Genomic DNA, 21,359 nt, shown 5'->3' on the forward strand with positions numbered 1-21,359 from the left:
CCGACGATAACCATCAGCCCGCTGTGCGTTTTCTGTTTCGCCCATTTTTTGGCTGCTATTTGTTACAGGCCCAGGTTCATGCCCGAATACGTTAATTGGCTTCGTCACGCTTCGCCCTACATCAACGCCCACCGCGATTGCACGTTCGTCGTCATGCTGCCCGGCGACGGCGTGGAGCACCCGAACTTCGGCAATATCGTCCACGACCTGGTGCTGTTGCACAGTCTGGGCGTGCGGCTGGTGCTGGTTCACGGTTCCCGTCCGCAAATTGAAACCCGCCTCGCTGCACGCGGCCTGACCCCGCATTACCACCACGGCATGCGCATCACCGATGCCGCAACGCTGGAATGTGTGATCGATGCGGTAGGCCAGCTGCGTATTGCCATTGAAGCGCGGCTGTCGATGGACATGGCTTCATCGCCAATGCAGGGCTCGCGTTTGCGGGTGGCCAGCGGCAACCTGGTGACGGCGCGGCCGATTGGCGTGCTGGAAGGTGTCGACTATCACCACACCGGCGAAGTGCGTCGGGTCGACCGCAAGGGCATCAATCGCCTGCTGGATGAGCGTTCCATCGTGTTGCTGTCGCCGTTGGGTTACTCGCCGACCGGTGAAATTTTCAACCTCGCCTGCGAAGGCGTCGCCACCCGCGCGGCCATTGATCTGGGGGCAGACAAGCTGCTGTTGTTCGGCGCCGACCTGGGCCTGATCGATGAAAACGGCCGTCTGGTTCGTGAGTTGCGTCCGCAACAGGTGCCGGCGCATTTGCAGCGACTGGGCAGCAACTATCAAGCAGAGCTGTTGGATGCGGCCGCCGAGGCCTGCCGCGGTGGTGTGGCGCGCAGTCATATCGTCAGCTACGCCGAAGACGGCGCGCTGCTGACCGAACTGTTCACCCGCGACGGTGGCGGTACGCTGGTGGCCCAGGAGCAATTCGAGATTGTCCGCGAAGCGGCCATCGAAGACGTCGGTGGTTTGCTGGATTTGATCAGCCCGTTGGAAGAGCAGGGCATTCTGGTGCGGCGTTCCCGCGAGGTGCTGGAGCGTGAGATCGAGCAGTTCAGCGTGGTCGAGCGCGAAGGCATGATCATCGCGTGTGCGGCGCTGTATCAGATTGCTGATTCGGATGCGGGGGAGTTGGCGTGTCTGGCGGTGAACCCGGAGTATCGCCATGGCGGTCGTGGAGATGAGCTGCTGGAGCGCATCGAAACCCGCGCCCGGGCGCAGGGGCTGAAAACCCTGTTCGTACTGACGACCCGCACCGCTCACTGGTTTCGCGAGCGTGGGTTTGTGCCGAGCAGCGTTGAGCGTCTGCCATCAGCGCGTGCGTCGCTGTACAACTACCAGCGTAATTCGAAGATCTTCGAAAAAACCCTGTGACCTGATCGTTCCCACGCTCTGCGTGGGAATGTAGCCCGGGACGCTCCGCGTCCCATCCAGAGCCGAACGCGGAGCGTCCGTTGAGGCATTCCCACGCGGAGCGTGGGAACGATCATCACAGGTTTTCAGCCTGTTACTCAGTGACAAACTTCGCACTGACATACGGCGAATAATCCGGCAGCACCGTCTCGACCTTCCCCTGTTCCTTCAAGAACTTCGCCGTCTCGCCAATCGCCTTGGCCGTGCCGCCGTTCAGCAACGCGGCGGTCTGTTGGGCCTTAGCGTCCGGGAACGTGGAACCGGCCAGCAACTCCGGCACATCCACAGCATTGGCACCGGTCAGTTTGGCGATTTTTTGCACCGGTACCGAGTCGGCAGTCCAGCTGTCCTTATGCGCGGCATAGTCGGCGAAAGAGTCCAGCGTGACCTTGGCGAATCTGGCCACAACCTCTGGGTGCTTCTCGGCGTAATCCTTGCGCGCGACCCAGACCTCGAAGGTCGGTGCTCCCCATTGGCCGACCTGTGCCGCGTCGGTCAAGGTCTTGCCAGTCTTGCGAATTTCCCCCAGCGCCGGCGACCAGACAAACGCCCCATCGATATCACCGCGCTTCCACGCGGCAGCAATTTCCGCTGGCTGTAAATTCACCACTTTGACTTTCGAGGCATCCAGGCCCCAGTGCTTCAACGCACCCAGCAAACTGTAATGGGAGGTTGAAACGAAGGGTGTGGCGATGGTCTTGCCGATCAGATCTTCCGGTTTATCAATACCGCTGTCGTTGCGTACCACCAGTGCTTCAGCGGCGTTGATCTGGGCGGAAACAATAAACGCAACGATTGGCAGATTGCGCGAAGCGGCGGCAGCCAGCGGACTGGAGCCGAGATTACCAATCTGCACGTCGCCGGAAGCGATGGCTGTAACCACTTCCGGGCCGCTATTGAAACGACGCCAGTCAATTTTCTGACCCAGGGTTTTCTCGTACAGTCCGTCTGCCTGGGGGACTTTGCTGGGGTCGATGCCGGTTTGATAACCGATCGTGAGGTTCGCCGCCTGAGCGCTAACGGAAATTAATAGCGATACACAAACTGTAACAATTGGACCGGATAGTGCGCGTTTGGTCGTCATGGCGCTGCCTTTCGATAGGGATTGATCGTGTGTGGCATCAAGCTAATCGATCTAAAAAAAGGCTAATAAATACCATTTAGGAATTAGCTTATGAGTCGGTGACCGTGTCCCGACTCAAGGGAGTGTGCGGAGCTAAATTCCTGAACGGTATGAAAAAAAATGGGGTGATTCTTTTTGGGTTTAAGGCCCGGAAAGGAAGGAATTTATAGAGGGGTTAGACCATGGTCGTAGACACACGAAGTTACGATTGACTTGTGAGTCACGGTCTGGCGCTAATCGCGGATCTTAGGAGCCCGGGCGAACGACCCAGGACCAGGAACACAAGAATTAGAAACGAGAGGAGCGAAACAATGAACAAGTCCACCTTGGCTCTGGCCGTGGCTGTAGGGGTTTTGGCGCAGCAGGCAGGCGCCGCCGGTTTCCTGGAAGACAGCAAGGCTTCCGTCAGTTCCCGCACCATGTATTTCAACAACGATAACCGTGACGGCGGTGCTGATCAGAAAGAGACCGCTGAAGGCCTAAAGTTCGATTACCTGTCCGGTTTCACCCAAGGTTCGGTTGGTTTTGGTATCGACGCTCAAGCACTGGTCGGTATCCATCTGGACGGCGGCAAGGGGCATCACCCGTACCCGAGCTCATTCTTCCCAAGCGACTCCGATGGTTCGGCGGCGAGTGAATGGAGCCGTGCGTCAGCTAACGTAAAGGCACGCTTCTCAAAGACCGAGGCCCACTTGGGCGGCGCGTTGCAACCGAGCATGCCGATTCTGGTCGCGAACGACAGCCGTCTGCTGCCACAGACCTTTGACGGTGGCACCCTCACCTCGAAGGAAATCGACAACGTAACCCTCAATGTGGGTCAGTTGGAGCACGCGGCGGGTCGCGCCTCTTCCAACAGCACCGGTCTGGCCGTGGCTGGTGGTACCGAAGAGAGCAACCAGTTCCGTTATGCCGGTGCCGACTGGAAGGTCACCAAAGACCTGACTCTGCAGTACTACCATGCGAATCTGAAGGACTACTACAAACAGGACTTCCTGGGTCTGGTGCATGTCTGGCCGATTGGTACCAATCAGTCCTTCAAGACTGACCTGCGCTACTTCGATAGCGGTTCCGATGGCAAGAACGGCGATGCGGGCTATCAGTTCAACAACAACGGTGGTTTCGCCAAGACCCCGGGCGAGGTCGACAACAAGACCTGGAGCGCCATGTTCACCTACACCCTGGGTGGCAACGCGTTCCTGCTGGGTCATCAGCGCGTCAATGATGACGGCGGATTCGTCTACCTGAACCAGGGTAGCGTTGTGAATGACAACCGTCGCAGCGAAGAAGCGGGCGGCGCGAGCTTTTACCTGTTCACCGATTCCATGATCAACGGCTTTGTTCGGGCCGGTGAAAACACCACGTTCGGTCAGTACTCCTACGACTTCGCTGCGTTGGGTGTGCCAGGTCTGAAAGCCTCGGTCGCCTACCTGTATGGCGATAATATCAAGGCCAAAAACGGTACCAGCCCTGATCAATCCGAGTGGGAACGCGACCTGCGTGTGGACTACACCATCCAGCAAGGCGTACTCAAAGGCTTTGGCACAACACTGCGTCATGGCACTTACCGTGGTAGCGATACCGGTATCGCCAGCCAGGACCAGACCCGTCTGATCTTCAACTACACCTACAGCTTCCTCTAAAAGCCATCAGGAAAAGCCTCGCTGGCAAGCGAGGCTTTTTTGTGGGTTTGTATATTCCAAATAGCACTTAATCAGTAATTTATTATTCTTTTTAGCTTTTATGATAAACGCCTAAAGTGAGTGGCACAGGAGCCGATACCTTGTGTCCCGACTCAGCGTAATAGCGCGAAGCCATATTCCTGAATGGCATGAAAAAAGATGAAATAATTCTTTTTGTGTTTATTATGCGGGCCAAAATCACAGGGTCAGACCATCGCCGTAGTTATACGGTCTGGTACTCACCGAGCTTTCAGGATCCAGGGCATTCGACCCAGGACCTAAAAATTAGAAACGAGAGGAGCGAAACAAATGAACAAGTCCACCTTGGCCCTGGCTGTGGCCGTAGGGGTTGTGGCGCAGCAGGCAGGCGCCGCCGGTTTCATCGAAGACAGCAAAGCTACTTTGGGGCTGCGTAACTTCTACATCAACACCGATAACCGTAGCGGTGCTGCCGATCCAAGCAGAAACGAAGAATGGGGCCAAGGCTTCGACCTGCGCTTCATCTCCGGCTACACCCAAGGCACTGTCGGCTTCGGTATCGATGCTATCGGCCTGCTGGGTGTGCGTCTGGATTCGGGCGGCGGCACTAATGGCAACGTTAGCGCCAATGGCTCCCCTGGTAGCGCTTATGGCGGCACTGTTTTCCCAAGCGAGTCCAACGGCGAAGCGGTTGATAACTTCTCCAGCCTGGGCCTGACTGCCAAAGCCAAGATTTCCCAGACCGAACTGAAGCTGGGTACCTTGCAGCCAAAACTGCCGGTGATCGTGACCAACGACGGTCGTCTGCTGCCGCAAACTTTCCAGGGCGGCCAGATCACTTCGGGCGAGATCAAGGACCTGACACTGATCGGTGGTCAGATCGAGCACGTCAAGGGTCGTAACTCCAGCAACAATGAACAAATGTCTATCGGCGGCGCTTCCGCGCGTACCGCCAACAGCAACAAGTTCATTTACGCCGGTGGTGACTACAAGATCACCAAAGACCTGACTGCCCAGTACTACTACGGCAATCTGGAAGACTTCTACAAGCAACACTTCCTGGGTCTGGTACACAACTGGGCGATCGGTCCAGGTGTATTGAAATCTGACCTGCGTTATTTCAACAGCTCCGATGACGGTCTCAATAGCAACACTCCGACCTATTACAGCAGCGGTAACTACAACAGCACCGTCAACGGTAAAGGCAAGGTCGACAACAACCTGTACAGCGGCCTGTTCCTGTACACCGTTGCCGGTCACACCTTCGGCGGCGGTTATCAGGTCAGCAACGGCAGCAGCGACTTCCCTTGGTTGAACCAGGGTGACGGCTCGTCGGCTTACCTGACTACCGACAGCCAGATCGCCAAGTTCGCCCGTGCCGGCGAACGTACCTGGCAGGCACGCTACTCGTATGACTTCGCCAAGGTTGGCGTGCCTGGCTTGACCGCCGGTATGGTTTACTTGCATGGCGACGACATCGATACCCGTTCCCCAGCAAGCACTGGCAGCTCCGAATGGGAACGTGACCTGACCGTTGGTTACGTCGTACCGGAAGGCCCGTTGAAAAACGTTGGCCTGATGTGGAAAAACGCTACATGGCGCACCAACATCCCGGGCCAACGCGACCAGGACGAAAACCGCCTGATCGTCAGCTACTCGATCCCGCTGTTGTAATAGCGCTCGCGTAACTGAAGTAAAAAAAGCCCCGCCCGGCATCTCGCCGGGCGGGGCTTTTGCGTTTTCAAGTCAGGCTCACCCCCGTAAACCCTCCTCGAATTTCCCTCTTTGTGCAGCAACTCAAGGCCTTCTCGAACCTTGAGGGCGATAGTCGTCCTGACCGCTGCCGAGGTCCAGTGAACAGTTTTTTAATATTCATTAATGATCTAAATAAATCGATATTTATTCTTTTTAATGAATAAGAAATACAGGCACAGTTGCCCTCAACAAGCACTCACCAGGAGCAGCACCATGAGCCTCAGACTGGGCGATATCGCCCCCGACTTTGAACAGGATTCCAGCGCCGGCCCCCTCCGTTTCCACGAATGGCTGGGCGATAGCTGGGGCGTGCTGTTTTCCCACCCGGCGGACTTCACTCCAGTGTGCACCGCCGAGTTGGGCTTCACTGCCAAGCTCAAGGACGAATTCGCCCAACGCGGCGTGAAAGCCATTGCCCTGTCCGTGGACCCGGTGGACTCGCACCACAAGTGGATCGAAGACATCAACGAAACCCAGAACACTCTCGTCAACTTCCCGATCCTTGCCGACGCCGACCGAAAGGTCTCGGACCTCTACGACCTGATCCATCCCAATGCCAACGACACCCTGACCGTGCGTTCGCTGTTCGTGATCGACCCGAACAAAAAGGTTCGGCTGACCATCACCTACCCGGCGAGCACCGGCCGTAACTTCCATGAAATTCTGCGGGTGATCGACTCGCTGCAACTCACCGACAACTACAAGGTAGCCACCCCGGCCAATTGGCAGGACGGTGATGAAGTGGTGATCGTGCCGTCGCTCAAGGACGAAGACGAAATCAACAAACGCTTTCCCAAGGGCTATCGCGCGGTGAAGCCGTACCTGCGTCTGACGCCACAACCGAACAGATAACTCAGCTGACTCTCGTTCCCACGCAGAGCGTGGGAACGATCACCACAAAGCAGGGGATTTCAGGCCGTTTTTACGGCCTGTTTTTTTGCCTGGGAAAAGACATTCCTTATAGATCTACAAAGAATAACCAAATGAATAAATATGATTTATAGATATAACAATCACCTGTTAAGGTCACTTCCATCAAAGCGAGATCGCAAGCCGCGAATCGCCCACACCGTTCAAGGAATCGTCTGAATGTTGGTTGTCTCACTCGGTGGCAGTCCCAGCCAACGCTCCCGTTCCGGGGTGTTGCTGGCACGCTCTCAACGCTGGTTGCAGGAGCAAGGTGTGGAAGTGGTGAGTTATCAGGTGCGGGACTTCCCGGCCGAGGATTTGCTGCATGCGCGCTTCGACAGCCCAAAGGTGATCGACCTGCTGCAACAGATTGAAAACGCCGATGGCCTGCTGATCGCCACGCCGGTCTACAAAGCGTCGTTCTCCGGCGCACTGAAAACTGTATTGGACCTGCTGCCCGAGCGTGCCCTGGCCCACAAAGTGGTATTGCCAATGGCCACCGGCGGCAGCATCGCGCACATGTTGGCGGTGGACTACGCGCTCAAACCGGTGCTGTCGGCGTTGAAAGCCCAGGAGATGCTCCACGGGATTTTCGCCGTAGACAGCCAGATCGCTTATGGCGAAGGCTGCGCCCAGGCGCAGTTGGCACCGGAACTGGAAGAACGACTGAATGAATCGCTGGAACTGTTTTTCAGCGCCATGGCCCGACGGCCCAAGCCGATCGATCCGAACCTGTTGAATGAACGTTTGTTGAGTGCTCGCTGGAGCATTTAAGCCAGCACTTAAGCCACACCTGAATTTGAAGTACTCACCTTACTCAGCCGCCAACGGCCAAGCAGGTGCAGCCAAAACCCAACTGCAAAAAGGAGAGCGCCATGCGCACTGTCATTTTGCGTCGTGGTCTGGTCGCTCTGTTTGCTGCGGCTGTCACCTTCGGCGCCATTACTCAAGCTCAAGCCGAGACGCTTCGAATCGGCTATCAAAAATACGGCACCCTGGTGCTGCTCAAAGCCAAAGGTACCTTGGAAAAACGCCTCGCCGCCCAAGGCGTGGACGTGCAATGGACTGAATTCCCCGGCGGCCCGCAATTGCTCGAAGGGCTGAACGTCGGCTCCATCGACTTCGGCGTGACGGGTGAAACGCCACCGGTATTCGCTCAAGCCGCCGGCGCCGATCTGCTCTACGTCGCCTACGAACCACCCGCGCCTCACAGCGAAGCGATCCTGGTGCCGAAGGACTCGCCGATCAAATCGGTGCTGGACCTCAAGGGCAAGAAAGTCGTCCTGAACAAAGGCTCCAACGTTCACTACCTGCTGGTCCGTGCGCTGGAAGATGCCGGCCTCAAATACACCGACATCCAGACCGTCTTCCTGCCGCCGGCCGATGCCCGCGCCGCGTTCGAACGTGGCAGCGTCGATGCCTGGGTGATCTGGGATCCGTACCAGGCCGCCGCCGAACAACAGTTGCAGGCGCGCACCCTGCGTGATGGCCAAGGCATCGTCGACAACCATCAGTTCTACCTCGCGACCAAGCCTTATGCGCAGAAAAATCCTCAGGTAATCAAGACCCTCGTGGAAGAAGTGCGCGCGGTCGGTGAATGGTCCAAGGCCAATCCCGTCGAGGTGACCCAACAAGTCTCGCCGCTGCTCGGCCTGCCCGCCGACATCACCCTCACTTCGATGAAGCGCCAAGGTTTCGGCGCAATGTTCATCACGCCAGACGTGGTCGCCGCGCAACAGAAAATCGCCGATACCTTCTATCAGCTCAAGCTGATTCCAAAGCCACTGAGCATCAAAGACGTGATCTGGACGCCACCGGCGGCCGTTGCCAACGCTCAGTAATTCGAATCCCCAAGGAGACCACTCCAATGAGCCTCAATATCTTCTGGTTCCTGCCTACCCACGGCGACGGCCATTACCTTGGTACCGCCGAAGGCGCTCGCGCCGTCGACCACGGTTATCTGCAACAAGTCGCGCAAGCGGCGGATCGGCTGGGCTTCGGCGGGGTGCTGATTCCTACCGGGCGCTCTTGCGAAGATTCGTGGCTGGTGGCCGCGTCGCTGATCCCGGTGACCCAGCGTTTGAAATTCCTCGTCGCCCTGCGCCCCGGGATCATTTCCCCGACGGTGGCCGCGCGTCAGGCTGCGACGCTGGATCGCCTGTCCGGCGGCCGTGCGTTGTTCAATCTGGTAACCGGCGGTGATCCGGAAGAATTGGCCGGCGACGGTTTGTTCCTGACTCACGAAGAGCGCTATCAAGCCTCGGTGGAATTCACCCGCATCTGGCGCCGCGTGCTGGAAGGCGAAACCGTTGATTACGACGGTCAGCACATCAGCGTGAAGGGCGCGAAGTTGCTCTACCCGCCGATCCAGCAACCGCGTCCGCCGCTGTACTTCGGCGGTTCTTCGGAAGCGGCGCAGGATCTGGCAGCCGAGCAGGTTGAAATGGTTTTGACCTGGGGCGAACCGCCGGCCGCCGTTGCCGAGAAGATCGAGCAAGTGCGCGCCAAAGCCGCAAAACTCGGGCGCACCGTGCGCTTCGGCATTCGCTTGCATGTGATCGTTCGTGAAACCAATGCCGAAGCCTGGCAAGCGGCGGATCGGCTGATCTCTCATCTGGACGACGACACCATCGCCCGCGCCCAGGCTTCTCTGGCGCGCTTCGACTCGGTCGGCCAGCAACGCATGGCCGCCCTGCATGGCGGCAGCCGTGACAACCTGGAAGTCAGCCCCAACCTGTGGGCGGGTGTCGGCCTGGTGCGTGGCGGTGCCGGTACGGCATTAGTGGGCGACGGCCCGACCGTGGCCGCACGCGTCAAGGAATACGCGGACCTGGGCATCGACACGTTCATCTTCTCTGGTTACCCACATCTGGAAGAGTCGTACCGTGTCGCCGAATTACTGTTCCCGCACCTCGATATCGAGCGTCCGGAACTGCCGAAAAGCGCCGGTTACGTCAGCCCGTTTGGCGAGATGGTCGCCAACGACATCCTCCCCAAAGCCGCCTCGCAGAGCTGAGGCGCGCCATGAAGAAACTTATCCATAGCCTCGCGCCATGGGCGTTGCCGGTGTTGCTGCTGGCGGTGTGGCAGTTGTCGGTGTCGGCGGGCTGGTTGTCGACACGGTTTTTGCCGGCACCCATCGCCGTCATCGAAGCCGCCGTCAGTCTGGTGCGCAGCGGTGAAATCTGGACTCACCTGGCGATCAGCGGCTGGCGCGCAGCGCTGGGCTTCGCCATCGGCGGCATCATCGGCCTGGCTTTAGGCTTCATCACTGGCCTGTCGAAATGGGGCGAACGGCTGCTCGACAGTTCGGTGCAGATGATCCGCAACGTGCCGCACCTGGCGCTGATTCCACTGGTGATCCTGTGGTTCGGCATCGATGAGTCGGCGAAGATTTTCCTGGTGGCGTTGGGCACGTTGTTCCCGATCTACCTCAACACTTATCACGGCATCCGCAACGTCGATCCGGCACTGGTGGAAATGTCCCGCAGTTATGGCTTGTCCGGTTTCAGCCTGTTCCGACAGGTGATCCTGCCGGGCGCGCTGCCTTCGATTCTGGTCGGCGTGCGGTTCGCGCTGGGCTTCATGTGGCTGACGTTGATCGTCGCGGAAACCATTTCCGCCAGCTCCGGCATCGGCTACCTGGCGATGAATGCCCGGGAGTTCTTGCAGACCGACGTGGTGGTGCTGGCAATTCTTTTGTATGCCGTGCTCGGCAAACTCGCCGACCTCGCGGCCCGTGGGCTTGAACGCGTGTGGTTGCGCTGGCACCCGGCCTATCAGGTTGTCAAAGGAGGTGCGGCATGACGGCTCAACAACCTCCACGCCTGCTGCACGGAATTCCGCTGGCAGTGCGCAAACTGCAGAAGACGTTTGGTGCGCGACAGGTTTTGCGCGAGATCGATCTGCACATCCCGGCCGGTCAGTTTGTCGCCGTGGTCGGTCGTAGCGGTTGCGGCAAAAGCACCTTGCTGCGCTTGCTCGCCGGTCTCGACACGCCCACGGGCGGTGAACTGCGCGCGGGCTCCGCGCCCCTGAGTGCGGCGCGGGAAGACACTCGATTGATGTTTCAGGAAGCGCGCTTGCTGCCATGGAAAAAGGTTATCGATAACGTCGGCCTCGGGCTCAAGGGCAACTGGCGTGCGCAAGCGCTGGAAGCGTTGGAGTCGGTGGGCCTGGCTGATCGCGCCAATGAATGGCCGGCCGCCTTGTCCGGGGGCCAGAAGCAACGCGTGGCCCTGGCCCGCGCGCTGATTCACCAGCCGCGTTTACTGTTGCTCGACGAACCACTGGGCGCGCTGGATGCCCTGACCCGAATTGAAATGCAGCAACTGATCGAACGGCTCTGGCAAAAGCACGGTTTCACTGTGTTGCTGGTCACCCACGACGTCAGTGAAGCGGTGGCGATTGCCGACCGGGTGATCCTGATCGAAGAGGGCGAAGTCGGCCTCGACCTCCATGTTGAGTTGCCGCGCCCTCGGGTTCGCGGCTCCCATCGGCTGGCGGCGCTGGAAACCGAAGTCCTCAATCGCGTACTGGCGTTGCCCGGGGAACCGCCGGCTCCGGAACCTGTTTCACCCTTGCCCACGCAATTGCGCTGGGCTCAATAACTCAAGCCTAATCCAACGACAGGAATCAACATCATGACGATCAAAGCCATCAACGTTCGCAATCAGTTCAAAGGCTCCATCAAGGAAATCGTACTCGGCGACGTGCTGTCGGAAATCGACGTACAAACCGCTTCCGGCATCGTCACTTCGGTAATCACCACTCGCTCGGTGAAAGAGCTGGAACTGGTAGTCGGCAGCGAAGTGATCGCGTTTGTGAAATCCACCGAAGTGTCGATCGCCAAGTTGTAAGCGTGTGCACAAACAACAACCCCGAACGGTTTAAGCCCTGATCGTTCCCACGCTCTGCGTGGGAATGCCTCTACGGACGCTCTGCGTTCGGCTCTCAGGGCTCCGGCGCGCAGCGCCAACCGGCGGCAGGTGCATAGGTGCCGAGTGAAGACAACAGGCGTGGGTCGCTGAATATCTCGCCGGCGTTTGGATCGATGTCTGCCGGTAACAGTGGTTGCCCGGTCAACACGGGCAGTGTGGAATAGTCGATGTGCCACGGGGTTTGCCCGGCATGGTGGCGACCGAAAGAGAGTTCGCAGGCAAGCTGTTGCGGTGCGGTTGCCGTATTGATGTGTTCACGCAAATGGCCGCCGGGATTGAGCGCGACCGCGCGGCTGGCGGCGAACAAAAAGTAGTCGCCGGCCAGCACCAGGCAGGCAAATCGCGCCGGATCATCGACCGCCTGCAGCCACTGGCCGCGACCAGTGCCGCGAGAGTCCGGCAACCGCTCCCAGATCTCGTAGTAGCTGTCGTCCAGAGCGGTTTCGATCAGGCGTTCGCTGGTTTCGAAATGCATGCGCCCGATGTCTTCTTCGAAGCTGACCGGCTGGTAGTCGAGTTTGCGATGCCACTGGCAAATGTCGCCGTCGACCTGGGTCACGCCGGCGAAGCCTTTTTGCTCGCTCAGGGTCAGCAGGGCAGCGTGATTCTGTTGCACCAGCGGCAAGGCCGGAAGCGGTGCGGGCGGGATGCGCAGATCGGCAAACAAGCGCGGGGTTTGCAGCCAGTACACAACCGTTTCGCTGTCAACGCGTCCCGACTGGAATTTGATCAGGCGTCGTTGCCACACGCCAAGGTAGTTGTCTGGAACGTGCGGCATGACGACCTCGTTGTATTACAGGCTGCGCTTGGGCAGATAGGGCGGCAAATACAGCCCCAGGTAGGCGTCGAATACCCGCATGCCTTCCTCAGCCATGCGCGGCGTGATCTGCCCGTGTTGTTGCACCGAGCGCGCATAGACGCGATCGCCCAGCTCCATGGCCAGCGCAAACACGTCGACATCATTGGGAAGCCTAGGCAGTTCGAAGTGATGATCGAACAGCTTGTGCATCAGGTCGCCGAGTTCGATGTCGTGCTGGCGGTCGGCCTGGGTGACTTCGGTCAGCCCGTGCTGGGCGAGGATCAGTTGCCGGGCGGCGGCGTCTTCGTCATAGATGTCGAGCATGCGTTGTTCCACCAGTCGCGACAGATCGCGCCAGCCGTGGAGGGCGTCGTGGTCGATGGGCGCTTGCAGGCAGGCACGGAATGCCGCGTGGACGTCGGCCGTCAGGGCTTCGAGCAGCGCCGGGACGCTGGCGAAGAAGTGGTAGACGGAGGAGGGCGGGATCTCTGCGCGCTCGGCGACGCTGTAGATCGACAGGCTGGCCACGCCCTCGGCAGCCAGCAGCGTGCGGGCGGCATCGAGTATCGAATCGATCCGGGCCTGGCTGCGGGCGCGGGGTTTGCGAAGGGTGGCGGTGCGCGTCATTGAAGTCTCCTGCGGGGCAGCGGGCATTGTACGAGGCGGGTTGTGTGTTGTCTTCTCGGACGCCTTCGCGAGCAAGCCCGCTCCCACATTTGATCGATGTGAAACACAGATTTCGCGTACGCAGGAAATCCCTGGTGGGAGCGGGCTTGCTCGCGAAACAGGCGCCTCGGTCCCGCTGAAAAAAAGCCATAAAAAAAACGCCGCCGGCTGTGAAGCCGGCGGCGTTGTTTTTACTGCAACCGCTTACACGGTATGCAGGTACCAGTTGTACTCGAGGTCGGAGATGGAGTGTTCGAACTCCTCCAGCTCGCTCTCTTTGCACGCGACGAAGATATCGATGTATTTCGGATCGATGTACTTGGCCATGACTTCGCTGTCGTCCAGCTCACGCAATGCATCGCGCAGGTTGTTCGGCAGGCTTTGCTCGTTCTGCTCGTAGGAGTTGCCTTCCACGGGTGCGCCCGGCTCGATCTTGTTGGTCAGGCCGTGGTGCACGCCTGCCAGGACCGAAGCCATCAGCAGGTACGGGTTGGCATCGGCGCCGGCAACGCGGTGCTCCAGACGGACCGCGTCGGCGGAACCGGTCGGCACACGCACTGCAACGGTACGGTTGTCCAAACCCCAGCACGGTGCGTTCGGCACGTAGAACTGTGCGCCGAAACGACGGTAGGAGTTGACGTTCGGGCAGAGGAAAGCCATCTGCGCCGGTAGGGTCTCGAGCACACCGCCGATCGCGTGACGCAGTGCGGCGTTCTGCTCGGGATCCTCGCTGGCAAAAATGTTCTTGCCATCTTTATCAAGAATCGAGATGTGGACGTGCAGACCGTTGCCCGCCTGGCCCGGGTAAGGCTTGGCCATGAACGTGGTGTCCATTTCATGGTCGTAGGCGATGTTTTTGATCAGGCGTTTCAGCAGGACCGCGTAGTCGCAGGCCTTGATCGGGTCGGCAACGTGGTGCAGGTTCACTTCGAACTGCGCCGGGGCACTTTCCTTGACGATCGCGTCGGCAGGGATGCCTTGCTCTTTCGCACCTTCCAGAATGTCCTGGAGGCAGTCGACGTATTCGTCGAGGTCGTCGATCAGGTAAACCTGGGTCGAATGCGGACGTTTGCCGGAGATTGGCGAGCGAGGCGGTTGTGGACGACCGTTCACGTTCTCCTGGTCGATCAGGTAGAACTCCAGTTCGAACGCGGCGCAGATGGTCAGACCCATCTCGTCGAACTTGGCAACAACTTGACGCAGAACTTCACGGGGATCCGCGAAGAAAGGTTCACCTTCGAGTTCGTGCATGGTCATCAACAGTTGCGCGGTAGGGCGCTTCTGCCAAGGCTCGTTGCACAGGGTGTCAGGGATTGGATAGCAGATTCGGTCAGCATCGCCGATGTCCAGGCCCAGGCCGGTGCTTTCCACCGTCGAGCCATTGATATCCAGAGCAAATAGAGAGGCCGGCAGGTTGATGCCTTTCTCGTAAACCTTGTGGAGGCTGGTGCGTTCAATGCGCTTGCCGCGCACCACACCATTCATATCCGCAATCAGAAGGTCAACGTACAGAACCTCAGGATGTTCCTTAAGGAACGCGTTCGCTTCGTTAAGCTGAACGGCACGCGGGGGTACCGACATGATGCAACACCTTTGTTGTTAAAAATATCAATCATTGATCTCTTCGGATTCCAGTCAACCCGAACGGCATGCCGAAGTCAAGCGAGGCCTTTTTTGCCCTAAAAAAGCACCCATTGAGCTTTTTTGAGGCACTTTGGGGCGTTTTTATGCCTTTGAGCGCTTTAGCGTCTGCGGGCTTGAGCGGGCCGTGTTGTATTTTTTACGGGGGTGTTGTGTAAAAAAATGAACAAGGCTAAGCTCGATTCAAACCCATAACAGCAATAATACCGGGGTGCTTCATGTCTCGCCTGCCGTTAATCGGCGTCACCGCCTGCTCTAAGCAGATCGGTCTGCATGCTTATCACATCAGTGGCGACAAGTACGTCCGCGCCGTGGCCTCGGCGGCCAAGGGCCTGCCGGTGATTCTTCCGTCCCTGGCCGATTTGCTGGCACCGTCCGATATTCTGGACGGTCTGGATGGCATCCTCTTTACAGGCTCACCTTCCAATATAGAACCGTTTCACTATAGCGGCCCAGCCAGCGCGCCGGGCACTGCTCATGATTCTGCACGTGATGCCACCACCCTCCCGTTGATCCGCGCCGCTGTCGAGGCCGGTGTTCCCGTGCTCGGCATTTGCCGCGGCTTCCAGGAAATGAATGTGGCGTTTGGCGGCACCCTGCATCAAAAAGTTCACGAAGCCGGTCCATTCATGGATCACCGTGAAGACGATAGCCTACCGCTTGAAGGACAGTATGCGCCAAGTCATCCGGTGCACATTCAACCGGGTGGCGTGCTCGCGGGCCTGGGGCTGGCGAGTGAGATACAGGTCAATTCGATTCATGGCCAGGGCGTTGAACGTCTGGCGCCGGGCCTTTGCATCGAAGCCTTGGCGCCTGACGGGTTGATCGAGGCCGTCTCGGTCCCGCAGGGCAAGAGTTTTGCTTTGGGAGTGCAATGGCATCCCGAATGGCAGGTAAGCTCAAACCCGGATTACCTTGCGATCTTCCAGGCATTTGGCGATGCCTGCCGTAAGCGCGCATTACAACGCGACGCCGATGCGTCAAACAACGCCTGACTTATCAGAGTCAGGAAACTCAGCCTAAGAGGCATTTATGAGTAACAACCTCGACCAGCTCACCGATTGGTTGAAAGACCACAAGATCACAGAAGTCGAATGCATGATCGCCGACTTGACCGGGATCACCCGGGGCAAGATTTCGCCGACCAACAAGTTCATTGCCGAAAAAGGCATGCGCCTGCCTGAAAGCGTTCTGTTGCAGACCGTGACCGGCGACTATGTCGAAGACGACATCTATTACGAACTGCTCGACCCGGCCGACATCGACATGATCTGCCGCCCCGACCAGAACGCGGTGTACCTTGTGCCCTGGGCCATCGAGCCCACCGCTCAGGTGATCCACGACACCTACGACAAGCAAGGCAACCCGATCGAGCTGTCGCCGCGCAACGTGCTCAAAAAGGTGCTGAAACTCTATTCCGACAAGGGCTGGCAGCCGATCGTGGCGCCAGAAATGGAGTTCTACCTGACCAAGCGCTGCGAAGACCCGGACTTCCCGCTGCAACCGCCGATTGGCCGTTCCGGTCGTCCGGAAACCGGTCGTCAGTCCTTTTCGATTGAAGCGGCGAACGAATTCGATCCGCTGTTCGAAGACGTCTACGACTGGTGCGAATTGCAGGAGCTGGACCTGGACACGCTGATCCACGAGGACGGCACGGCGCAGATGGAAATCAACTTCCGTCACGGCGATGCCCTGTCCCTGGCTGACCAGATCCTGGTGTTCAAGCGCACCATGCGCGAAGCCGCGCTCAAGCACGATGTGGCTGCCACCTTCATGGCCAAGCCCATGACCGGCGAGCCGGGCAGCGCCATGCACTTGCACCAGAGCATCATCGACATCGAGACCGGCAAGAACGTCTTCTCCAACGAAGACGGGAGCATGAGCCAGCTGTTCCTGCATCACATCGGTGGTTTGCAGAAACTGATCCCCGAGTTGTTGCCGCTGTTCGCGCCGAACGTCAACTCGTTCCGCCGCTTCTTGCCGGACACCTCGGCGCCGGTGAACGTGGAATGGGGCGAAGAGAACCGCACCGTGGGCCTGCGGGTTCCGGATGCCGGGCCGCAAAACCGTCGGGTGGAAAACCGCCTGCCGGGCGCCGACGCCAACCCGTACCTGGCGATTGCCGCGAGCCTGCTCTGCGGTTACATCGGCATGGTCGAAGGCCTCAACCCGAGTGCGCCGGTGGTGGGGCGTGGCTATGAACGCCGCAACCTGCGCCTGCCACTGACCATCGAAGACGCGCTGGAACGCATGGAACACAGCGCGACTATCGAGAAATACCTGGGCAAGAAATTCATCACTGGCTACGTCGCGGTCAAGCGGGCCGAGCATGAAAACTTCAAGCGCGTGATCAGTTCGTGGGAGCGGGAATTCCTGCTGTTCGCCGTCTGATGCGCCGGGCGCCGCTGATGTTGGCGGCGCTCTCACTGAAAAATCTTAGGAGAGTTCGCATGACCAGCAACAACCCGCAAACCCGTGAATGGCAAACCCTGAGCAACGATCACCACCTGGCCCCGTTCAGCGATTTCAAGCAGCTGAAAGAGAAAGGCCCGCGGATCATCACCAACGCCAAAGGCGTTTACCTCTGGGACAGCGAAGGCAACAAGATCCTCGACGGCATGGCCGGCCTGTGGTGCGTAGCCATCGGCTACGGTCGCGATGAACTGGCCGATGCCGCCAGTAAACAGATGCGCGAACTGCCTTACTACAACCTGTTCTTCCAGACGGCTCACCCGCCGGTGCTGGAACTGGCCAAGGCCATCTCCGACATCGCGCCACAAGGCATGAACCACGTGTTCTTCACCGGTTCCGGCTCTGAAGGCAACGACACCATGCTGCGTATGGTTCGTCACTACTGGGCGATCAAGGGTCAGCCGAAGAAGAAAGTCATCATCAGCCGCAAGAACGGCTATCACGGTTCCACCGTGGCCGGCGCGAGCCTGGGTGGCATGACGTACATGCACGAACAAGGCGACTTGCCGATTCCGGGCATCGTCCACATCGCGCAGCCGTACTGGTTCGCTGAAGGCGGCGAGATGACACCGGAAGAGTTCGGTATCTGGGCGGCCAACCAGCTGGAAGAGAAGATTCTGGAAGTCGGCGTGGACAATGTCGGTGCCTTTATTGCCGAGCCGATCCAGGGTGCCGGCGGCGTGATCATTCCGCCAGCCACCTACTGGCCGCGCATCAAGGAAATCCTCGCCAAGTACGACATCCTGTTCGTGGCTGACGAAGTGATCTGTGGTTTCGGCCGTACCGGCGAGTGGTTCGGTAGCGATTTCTACGACCTCAAACCCGACATGATGACCATCGCCAAAGGCCTGACCTCCGGCTACATCCCTATGGGTGGCCTGATCGTGCGCGACGAGGTGGTTGAGGTGCTCAACGAAGGCGGCGATTTCAACCACGGTTTCACCTATTCCGGGCACCCGGTGGCCGCTGCGGTGGCACTGGAGAACATCCGCATCCTGCGCGAAGAAAAAATTATCGAGCGCGTTCATGCAGAAACGGCACCCTATTTGCAAAAGCGTCTACGGGAACTGAGCGATCACCCGTTGGTGGGCGAAGTGCGTGGCGTGGGTCTGTTGGGGGCCATAGAACTGGTTCAGGACAAAGCCACTCGCAAGCGTTTCGAAGGCAAGGGCGCCGGCATGATTTGCCGTACGTTCTGCTTCGAAAACGGCCTGATCATGCGCGCCGTGGGCGACACCATGATCATTGCTCCGCCACTGGTGATTACACCGGCTGAAATCGACGAGTTGGTGACCAAGGCACGCAAGTGCCTGGACCTGACCCTGAGTGCGTTGCAGGGCTAAGTGCTAGGCTCTGAGCGAGGTGTGAAGTGTGCACTTCGCTCAGCGCAAACAAAGGATGGGTCTTTCCTTGAAAGCCTGCCTTGGATCTTGCCAGACTACCGGTTGTTTTAGTTGCCCAGGAAAAGGCCGCTGGCTCTTGGTTAACAAGAACGTGGTTAAAAAGAATAATTGGAGCATTACCCATGAAGGCATTAGGTATGAAGATAGCTGGCAAGACCCTCCTCGCCATGTCCCTGATGGGCATGATGGCGGGCGCAGTTCAGGCGGACGACAAGGTTCTTCGCGTGTACAACTGGTCCGATTACATCGCGCCGGACACCGTCAAGAAGTTCGAAGCCGAGTCGGGGATCAAGGTTGTTTATGACGTCTTCGACAGTAATGAAACCCTGGAAGCCAAGTTGCTGGCAGGCAAGTCCGGCTACGACATCGTCGTACCGTCGAACAACTTCCTGGCCAAGCAGATCAAGGCTGGCGTTTACCAGAAGCTCGACAAGTCCAAGCTGCCTAACTGGAAGAACCTGAACACTGACCTGCTTAAAGCAGTATCGGTAAGCGACCCGGGCAACGAACACGCGTTCCCGTACATGTGGGGTTCGATCGGTATCGGCTTCAACGCCGAGAAGGTCAAGGCTGCACTGGGCGCCGATGCGCCAACCAACTCCTGGGACCTGCTGTTCAAACCTGAAAACGCCGCCAAGTTGAAGTCGTGCGGTATCAGTTTCCTCGATTCGCCAACCGAGATGATTCCGGTGGCGTTGCACTACCTCGGTTACCCAACCGACAGCCAGGACAAAAAACAACTGGCCGAAGCCGAAGCCCTGTTCCTGAAGATTCGTCCGTCGGTGGGCTACTTCCACTCGTCCAAGTACATCTCCGATCTGGCCAACGGCAACATCTGCGTGGCCGTGGGTTACTCGGGCGACATCTACCAGGCCAAGGCTCGCGCGGCTGAAGCCGGTGACAAGGTGAAAGTCAGCTACAACATTCCGAAAGAAGGTGCAGGCAGCTTCTACGACATGGTCGCCATCCCTAAAGATGCCGAAAACGTCGAAGGCGCCTACAAGTTCATGACCTTCCTGCAGAAGCCGGAAATCATGGCTGAAATCACCAACGCCGTACGTTTCCCGAACGGTAACGCGGCCGCCACCGCATTGGTCGATAAAGAAATCACCGCCGACCCGGGCATCTACCCGCCAGAAGACGTGCTGGCCAAGTTGTACGCGATTGCCGACTTGCCGGCCGCGACGCAGCGGATCCTGACTCGCAGCTGGACCAAGATCAAATCCGGTAAGTAAGCCCGGTTGAGGCAATAACCTGCTGTCGTTGCCTGCGCGGTGACGGCAGCAGGGGTAATTAAATGACAGAAAGTTTTGCTGGAACGGTTTTTCGAGGGTAAGTTGCGCGCCGGTTTTGTTGCCAGGCAGCCATGGCTGTCATGTAACGCGGGGCAACTTGGGCCCAACTAATTTTAGAGGACCTCCACGTGCCTGTTTTTTCTTTGTTGCGCAATGCACTGCTCATCGGTGCCGGACTGACGCTTGCCGTTAGTGTCCAGGCCGCTGGCACCGTGCATATTTATAACTGGTCGGACTACATCGGTTCGACAACCCTGGCCGACTTCCAGAAAGAGACCGGCATCAAGCCGGTGTATGACGTCTTCGACTCCAACGAAACCCTGGAAGGCAAGTTGCTGGCCGGGCGTACCGGTTATGACGTGGTCGTACCGTCCAACCACTTCCTCGGCAAGCAGATCAAGGCGGGCGCTTTCCAGAAGCTCGACAAGTCCAAGCTGCCCAACTATGCCAACCTCGACCCGGTGCTGCTCAAGCGCCTGGAGCAAAACGATCCGGGTAACGTGTACGCCGTGCCGTACCTGTGGGGCACCAACGGCATCGGTTACAACGTCGACAAAGTGAAGGCTGTTTTGGGCCTCGACAAGATCGATTCCTGGGATGTGGTGTTCGAGCCGGAAAACATCAAGAAACTGCAAAGCTGCGGCGTGGCGTTTCTCGACTCCGCCGATGAAATGATGCCCACGGTCCTCAACTACATGGGCCTGAACGCCAACAGCACCAACCCCGAAGACTACAAAAAGGCCGAAGCCAAGTTGCTGGCGGTGCGGCCTTACGTGACCTATTTCCACTCGTCCAAATACATCGCAGACCTGGCCAACGGCGATATCTGCGTGGCGATCGGTTTTTCCGGCGACATGTTCCAGGCCAAGGCCCGCGCGGCTGAAGCCGGCAAAGGCATGAACATCGCCTACTCGATTCCGAAAGAGGGCGGCGCGCTCTGGTTCGACATGCTGGCGATCCCCAAGGATGCAGCCAACGTCAAGGAAGCCCACGCCTTTATCAATTATTTGCTGAAACCCGAGGTGATCGCCCAAGTCAGCGATTACGTGGGTTACGCCAACCCTAACCCAGGGTCGGACAAGCTGATGGACGAATCCATTCGCACCGACGAATCGGTTTATCCACCGCAAGCCGTCCTCGACAAGACTTACGTGTCTATCGAGTTGCCACCAAACATTCAACGTTTGATGACCCGCAGCTGGACCAAGGTCAAGTCGGGTAAATAGCGACAAGGCTCAAACTATCCAAGGTTGGCTCACCTTGAGCGAACTGCACTCTTTTT

The 21,359-nt window shown here is 58.4% G+C and carries 19 protein-coding genes; 15 read left to right on the forward strand and 4 right to left on the reverse strand.

Annotated features, from left to right (window positions below; translation table 11 throughout):
* The first annotated feature begins 78 nt into the window (after window positions 1-78).
* Window positions 79-1,377: an amino-acid N-acetyltransferase gene (argA, locus tag PFAS1_RS12565; protein WP_076029361.1), complete on the forward strand. Its 1,299-nt coding sequence runs from the start codon at window positions 79-81 to the stop codon at window positions 1,375-1,377.
* 133 nt (window positions 1,378-1,510) lie between these two features.
* Here argA and tauA read toward each other — a convergent pair whose 3' ends face one another.
* Complete coding sequence (gene tauA, locus PFAS1_RS12570; protein ID WP_074871803.1) at window positions 1,511-2,500, reverse strand: taurine ABC transporter substrate-binding protein; 990 nt, start codon at window positions 2,498-2,500, stop codon at window positions 1,511-1,513.
* A 350-nt stretch (window positions 2,501-2,850) separates the two neighbouring features.
* Between tauA and PFAS1_RS12575 the strand changes: the two genes are divergently transcribed.
* The 9 genes from PFAS1_RS12575 (at window position 2,851) to PFAS1_RS12615 (ending at window position 11,720) form a co-directional block, all read left to right on the forward strand.
* Window positions 2,851-4,179, forward strand: coding sequence for an OprD family porin (locus PFAS1_RS12575; RefSeq protein ID WP_076029362.1), 1,329 nt, complete (start codon window positions 2,851-2,853; stop codon window positions 4,177-4,179).
* 348 nt (window positions 4,180-4,527) lie between these two features.
* Window positions 4,528-5,871, forward strand: a complete 1,344-nt coding sequence (locus PFAS1_RS12580; RefSeq protein WP_076029363.1) for an OprD family porin — start codon at window positions 4,528-4,530, stop codon at window positions 5,869-5,871.
* A gap of 294 nt (window positions 5,872-6,165) precedes the next feature.
* Complete coding sequence (locus PFAS1_RS12585) at window positions 6,166-6,804, forward strand: peroxiredoxin (protein WP_076029364.1); 639 nt, start codon at window positions 6,166-6,168, stop codon at window positions 6,802-6,804.
* Window positions 6,805-7,041: 237 nt separating this feature from the next.
* Window positions 7,042-7,635 (forward strand): NADPH-dependent FMN reductase, encoded by a 594-nt coding sequence (gene ssuE, locus PFAS1_RS12590; RefSeq protein ID WP_076029365.1) that lies wholly within the window; start codon window positions 7,042-7,044, stop codon window positions 7,633-7,635.
* A gap of 101 nt (window positions 7,636-7,736) precedes the next feature.
* Window positions 7,737-8,702, forward strand: a complete 966-nt coding sequence (locus PFAS1_RS12595; protein WP_076029366.1) for a sulfonate ABC transporter substrate-binding protein — start codon at window positions 7,737-7,739, stop codon at window positions 8,700-8,702.
* Window positions 8,703-8,728: 26 nt separating this feature from the next.
* A complete protein-coding gene (ssuD, locus tag PFAS1_RS12600) occupies window positions 8,729-9,877 on the forward strand; it encodes an FMNH2-dependent alkanesulfonate monooxygenase (protein ID WP_008026018.1) in 1,149 nt (382 codons plus the stop codon).
* Window positions 9,878-9,885: 8 nt separating this feature from the next.
* A complete protein-coding gene (ssuC, locus tag PFAS1_RS12605) occupies window positions 9,886-10,668 on the forward strand; it encodes an aliphatic sulfonate ABC transporter permease SsuC (RefSeq protein WP_076029367.1) in 783 nt (260 codons plus the stop codon).
* A complete protein-coding gene (gene ssuB, locus PFAS1_RS12610; RefSeq protein ID WP_076029368.1) occupies window positions 10,665-11,471 on the forward strand; it encodes an aliphatic sulfonates ABC transporter ATP-binding protein in 807 nt (268 codons plus the stop codon). The genes ssuC and ssuB overlap by 4 nt, the downstream gene beginning before the upstream one ends.
* Window positions 11,472-11,504: 33 nt before the next feature.
* Window positions 11,505-11,720 (forward strand): TOBE domain-containing protein, encoded by a 216-nt coding sequence (locus tag PFAS1_RS12615; RefSeq protein WP_003229256.1) that lies wholly within the window; start codon window positions 11,505-11,507, stop codon window positions 11,718-11,720.
* Between the two features lie 94 nt (window positions 11,721-11,814).
* On the opposite strand, the gene PFAS1_RS12620 is transcribed toward PFAS1_RS12615, so the two are convergent.
* The 3 genes from PFAS1_RS12620 to PFAS1_RS12630 all read right to left on the reverse strand — a co-directional run bounded on the left by PFAS1_RS12620 (window position 11,815) and on the right by PFAS1_RS12630 (window position 14,847).
* Window positions 11,815-12,579, reverse strand: coding sequence for a hypothetical protein (locus tag PFAS1_RS12620; RefSeq protein ID WP_076029369.1), 765 nt, complete (start codon window positions 12,577-12,579; stop codon window positions 11,815-11,817).
* Window positions 12,580-12,594: 15 nt separating this feature from the next.
* A complete protein-coding gene (locus tag PFAS1_RS12625; protein ID WP_074871789.1) occupies window positions 12,595-13,227 on the reverse strand; it encodes a TetR/AcrR family transcriptional regulator in 633 nt (210 codons plus the stop codon).
* Window positions 13,228-13,470: 243 nt separating this feature from the next.
* Window positions 13,471-14,847 carry a glutamine synthetase family protein gene (locus PFAS1_RS12630; protein ID WP_008150449.1) on the reverse strand — a complete coding sequence of 459 codons (1,377 nt, stop codon included), beginning with the start codon at window positions 14,845-14,847 and terminating at the stop codon, window positions 13,471-13,473.
* Window positions 14,848-15,125: 278 nt separating this feature from the next.
* On the opposite strand from PFAS1_RS12630, the gene PFAS1_RS12635 reads away from it, so the two are divergent.
* From PFAS1_RS12635 to PFAS1_RS12655, 5 genes are all read left to right on the forward strand, one after another.
* On the forward strand, window positions 15,126-15,902 hold the full coding sequence (locus PFAS1_RS12635) for a gamma-glutamyl-gamma-aminobutyrate hydrolase family protein (protein ID WP_074871787.1): 777 nt from the start codon (window positions 15,126-15,128) through the stop codon (window positions 15,900-15,902).
* 37 nt (window positions 15,903-15,939) lie between these two features.
* Window positions 15,940-17,298, forward strand: coding sequence for a glutamine synthetase family protein (locus tag PFAS1_RS12640; RefSeq protein WP_076029370.1), 1,359 nt, complete (start codon window positions 15,940-15,942; stop codon window positions 17,296-17,298).
* A 59-nt stretch (window positions 17,299-17,357) separates the two neighbouring features.
* Window positions 17,358-18,722 (forward strand): aspartate aminotransferase family protein, encoded by a 1,365-nt coding sequence (locus tag PFAS1_RS12645; protein ID WP_076029371.1) that lies wholly within the window; start codon window positions 17,358-17,360, stop codon window positions 18,720-18,722.
* A 197-nt stretch (window positions 18,723-18,919) separates the two neighbouring features.
* A complete protein-coding gene (locus PFAS1_RS12650) occupies window positions 18,920-20,017 on the forward strand; it encodes a polyamine ABC transporter substrate-binding protein (protein ID WP_074871782.1) in 1,098 nt (365 codons plus the stop codon).
* A 188-nt stretch (window positions 20,018-20,205) separates the two neighbouring features.
* Window positions 20,206-21,303, forward strand: a complete 1,098-nt coding sequence (locus PFAS1_RS12655; protein ID WP_076029372.1) for a polyamine ABC transporter substrate-binding protein — start codon at window positions 20,206-20,208, stop codon at window positions 21,301-21,303.
* The last annotated feature ends 56 nt before the right edge of the window (window positions 21,304-21,359 follow it).

The sequence above is a fragment of the Pseudomonas frederiksbergensis genome (assembly GCF_001952935.1).
GTDB lineage: Bacteria > Pseudomonadota > Gammaproteobacteria > Pseudomonadales > Pseudomonadaceae > Aquipseudomonas > Aquipseudomonas frederiksbergensis.